This is a genomic window from Nocardioides sp. NPDC057772, assembly GCF_042798075.1.
GTDB lineage: Bacteria > Actinomycetota > Actinomycetes > Propionibacteriales > Nocardioidaceae > Nocardioides.
This window is the reverse complement of record NZ_JBHVKN010000313.1, coordinates 1-3,795: the sequence shown is the minus strand read 5'-3', so window position 1 is coordinate 3,795 and position 3,795 is coordinate 1. Positions and strand designations below refer to the sequence as shown.

The window sequence follows — 3,795 nt, the reverse complement described above, 5'->3', positions numbered from 1 at the left end:
GCCACCTCCGTAGGGCAAGCGCCAGGATACGAACGCGGCGGCATGATGACCTGATCGCTCGCTCGCTTGCGCTCGCTCACCGGACCTCTCCCAACAGCTCGTCGGCGCGCACGATCACGGCGATGCCGTCGCGGCGCACCCGCTGGGAGACCGCGGAGGGGGTGATGTCGAGCTCGTCGGCCATGGCCTTCTGGGACATGGCGGAGAGCATGCCAGAAAGCACCGACACCGAGGAGCGATCCAGCCGGGCGAAGAGCTCGTCGCGCGCGATCAGGGCGGCGTTGACAGCGGCCGGATCGGGCCCGCCCGCCTCCTCCGCGGGCTGATACCAGGTCCGTACGCTGCGCGTGGCCGCCTTGTTCTCAGCCGCCTCCGCCGCCTCGATCGCCGCCCGCGCCGACCACCACCCCGGCCCGTCCTCCACGCGAGGGTTGTCGCGGAGCACCCTCGTCTCCCCCCAGCTGATGCCGTGGCGTACGTCGACGACGGGGGCCAGCGCGATCCGCACCCGGAACGCGGCGCGGACGGCGGCGCCCACCGTCTCGAACGCGCCCTGGAACTCGTCGCCGACCGTGATCCGCAGCGGCGTGACCGGCTGCCACTCCCTGTTGATCCTCTCGATGGCATCCGAGAACGCCTCGTGGACGCGGGCGCGGTCGGGCTTGTGGCGCGAGCCGACCAGATCGCCGATCACCGTCGCTACAACCGTCATGAATGAAGTGTATATCTTCACCGGAGCATAATTAAGGTATTTGCTTTAGATATCGGTTTCGAAAGGTGAGAACTTAACCGATCGCCGGTTCCCAGCGGGCGCCTGACTCGTATGATCTTCGCCACACTCGTCCGACAGGTCCCCCAACCCCTACGGAGCGACGATGCACGTACTCCCTGTCCGGCCGGCACGTCTGCTGGCACTTCTCACCGCCCTCGCCCTGGCCCTCACCATGCTCGCCGTCGCCTCGGCGTCCCCTGCGAAGGCTGCCAGCGGCCCGAGCCCTTATCCCGACGACTACGACGGCTCACAGATGTGGCTGGGCTACCGGCCCATCGATGACCAGCGGCTGCTCGCCGCGTACCGACCGCTGGCGAGCTCGATCGTCGTCGAGAACGCCACCGCCAACCCGGTCCACCGACACACCGACGATCTGGCGATCGAGCCGGGCGGGAGCGAGAAGCTGGTGACGTCCAGCCTGGAGGCGGCTCGCGACGAGCTGACCCGTGGGCTCGGTCGCATGCTCGGCACCGACATCCCGGTCTCCGAGGAGGTCTCCCCCGGCGCGGTCGTGGTCGGCACTCCGACCTCGTCGCAGGTCGTACGCAGCGAGATCCCGTCCCGCGACCTCGACCGTCTGGGGTCCGAGGGCTATCTGATCCGTTCGGTCGGCGGTCACACCGTCATCGCAGGCAACACCGAGGTGGCCGCGCTGTACGGGACGTACGGCTTCCTCCGGCTGATGCAGACCGGCAGACCGATCAGTCGGCTGAACGACGTCGAGGTGCCCAAGGTGCAGGACCGCTGGATCAACAACTGGGATGTCGAGCGGCTCTATGCCGGGAACGCGGACACCGCGAAGGGCCCGAACACCGGCGGGCTGGCCGGCGAGGACGGCTCGATCTTCAACTTCGCGGCGACCGGCGCGAGCGCCGACAAGAACCTGCCGGTGATCCTGGACCGCTACGTGACCGTGGCCCGAGCGCTGGCCTCGGTCGGGATCAACGGCTTCAACATCAACAACGTCAACGCCAGGAACGCCTACATCACCCCGGAGTACATCGAGCAGGAGGCGGCGCTGGCCGACGCGCTGCGGCCCTACGGGATCAAGCTCGCCCTCTCGATCCGTTACGACGCACCGACCGACCAGCGCTTCGCCCCGGACACGCTCACCCGTGATCAGCTCGACCCGACCAAGGCGCCGTTCCGGGACTGGTGGACCCGCAGGGCCACCATGATCCAGAAGGCGATCCCGGACTTCGCCGGATTCACCGTGAAGGCCAACTCCGAGGGGCAACCCGGCCCGCAGGACTTCGGCTTCGACCACGGCGACGGCGCCAACGGCATGGCCGCGGCCGTCGAGCCGCTGGGGATGCAGATCAAGTGGCGTACGTTCGTCTACAACGCCGACGTCGACGAGGACCGGCTGAAGCGCGCCTATCTCGAGTTCGGGCCGATCGACGACGAGGTGCAGCCGGACGGATCGCGCGGACGGATCGCCGACAACGTCTTCCTGCAGACGAAGAACGGGCCGTTGGACTTCCAGGCGCGCGAGCCGGTCAACCCGATGTTCGGGCGGATGGAGAACACCAACCAGGCCATCGAGCTGCAGATCACGCAGGAGTACACCGGGCAGTCGACGATGCTCGCCTACCTCGGCCCGATGTGGCAGGAGGTGTTCAACGCCGACACCGGCGCGACGGATGAGTCGGGCAGGCTGCTGCCGAAGCGGAAGGTCGGCCACATCGTCGACGGCACCGCCCAGGGCCAGGAGCGGACCGCGATCGTCGGCGTCGGCAACCTCGGCAACGCCGACAACCTCACCGGTCACCACTTCTCGCAGTCCAACCTGTTCGCGTTCGGGCGGATGGCGTGGGACTGGACCCTGGACTCGCGCGGGATCGCGGAGGACTGGACGCGGATGACCTGGAGCGGCGACGGCCGGACCGTCAACAAGATCGTCGCGATGATGATGGGTTCGTGGGAGTCGGTGGTCAGCTACCAGACCCCGCTCGGCATCGGCCACCAGTTCGGCGCCGACATCCACTACGAGCCTGGACCTGAGGAGACTCTCGCCCGCCCGGACTGGAGCCCGACCTACTACAACAAGGCGGACTCCGTCGGCCTCGGCTACGACCGGTCGGCCAGCGGCAGCGGCTACTCGGCACAGTATTTCCCGACGCTGACCGAGCGGTTCGACGACATCGAGACGACCCCGGAGAACCTGCTCATGTGGTTCCACCACGTCCCCTGGGGCCACGAGATGAACAGCGGCCGGCCGTTCTGGGACGAGCTGGTCTACCGCTACCAGATGGGCGTCCAGTACGTCACGTGGATGCGCCGCACCTGGGACTCCCTCGAGCCCTCTCTCGATGCGCGACGGTTCGGTGAGGTGAAGGCCAAGCTCGCCCAGCACGAGGCCGACGCCGAGATGTGGCGCGACGAGTGCGTCTCCTACTGGCAGACCTTCTCCGGCCGCGAGATGCCCACCGACGACGGACCGACCTCCATCGCGGTGCAGATCGGCGGGCAGAGGTACGACGGCTTCGACCTGTCGCTCGACGAGTACACGCTCGACGTGCCCGACGGGACCTCGCCGAGGATCACCGCGGTCGTCCCGGCCGACCGCCGGGCGACGTACGACATCGTCGAGCAGGCCGGGTCGGTCCCGGGGCGCGCGGTCGTCGAGGTCGAGACGGAGAGCTTCTTCGGCCCGCTGCTGAAGAGGTACGTCCTCAACCTGGAGTGAGGCGGTGGCGGCAGGAGCTCGCTACAAGGACCCAGGGCCCGTCAGCTCGCCTGGTGCCACCGGGCGGCCGGAGAGCGCGAGCACGAGCGCGATCGCGGTGCCCCTGACCTCGGGTCCGGTCCCGATCACCGCGTCGGCGTCGGTGGCCACGAGACGTACGCGCTGGGCTCGCTCCTTGCCACCACCCCACTTCTGCGAGGTGTCGGCCAGGTAGCGCAGCGCGGTCACGACGTGCTCGACCGGGTAGTCGCGCGTGATCCCCAGCGGCCGTCGGATGTCCTCGCCGTGGGCGAACTCCTCGACCAGACGGGTGACGAGCGGGGCGGGCGCATGC

The 3,795-nt window shown here is 68.5% G+C and carries 2 protein-coding genes and 1 pseudogene; 1 reads left to right on the top strand and 2 read right to left on the bottom strand.

Annotated features, from left to right (window positions below; all coding sequences use genetic code 11):
• Nucleotides 1-76: 76 nt before the first annotated feature.
• Nucleotides 77-712, bottom strand: coding sequence for a SatD family protein (locus ACFVJS_RS26895; protein ID WP_378886619.1), 636 nt, complete (start codon nt 710-712; stop codon nt 77-79).
• A 163-nt stretch (nt 713-875) separates the two neighbouring features.
• Between ACFVJS_RS26895 and ACFVJS_RS26890 the strand changes: the two genes are divergently transcribed.
• Complete coding sequence (locus tag ACFVJS_RS26890) at nt 876-3,461, top strand: alpha-glucuronidase family glycosyl hydrolase (RefSeq protein ID WP_378886618.1); 2,586 nt, start codon at nt 876-878, stop codon at nt 3,459-3,461.
• Between the two features lie 21 nt (nt 3,462-3,482).
• Here the strand turns inward: ACFVJS_RS26890 and ACFVJS_RS26885 are convergent.
• Nucleotides 3,483-3,795: pseudogene (locus ACFVJS_RS26885) on the bottom strand (hypothetical protein); the annotation flags it as partial.

What these genes read in the sequence shown, in the direction of transcription:
- ACFVJS_RS26895 (WP_378886619.1), bottom strand. Translation starts at nt 712, where the DNA reads ATGACGGTTGTAGCGACGGTGATCGGCGATCTGGTCGGCTCGCGCCAC.
- ACFVJS_RS26890 (WP_378886618.1), top strand. Translation starts at nt 876, where the DNA reads ATGCACGTACTCCCTGTCCGGCCGGCACGTCTGCTGGCACTTCTCACC.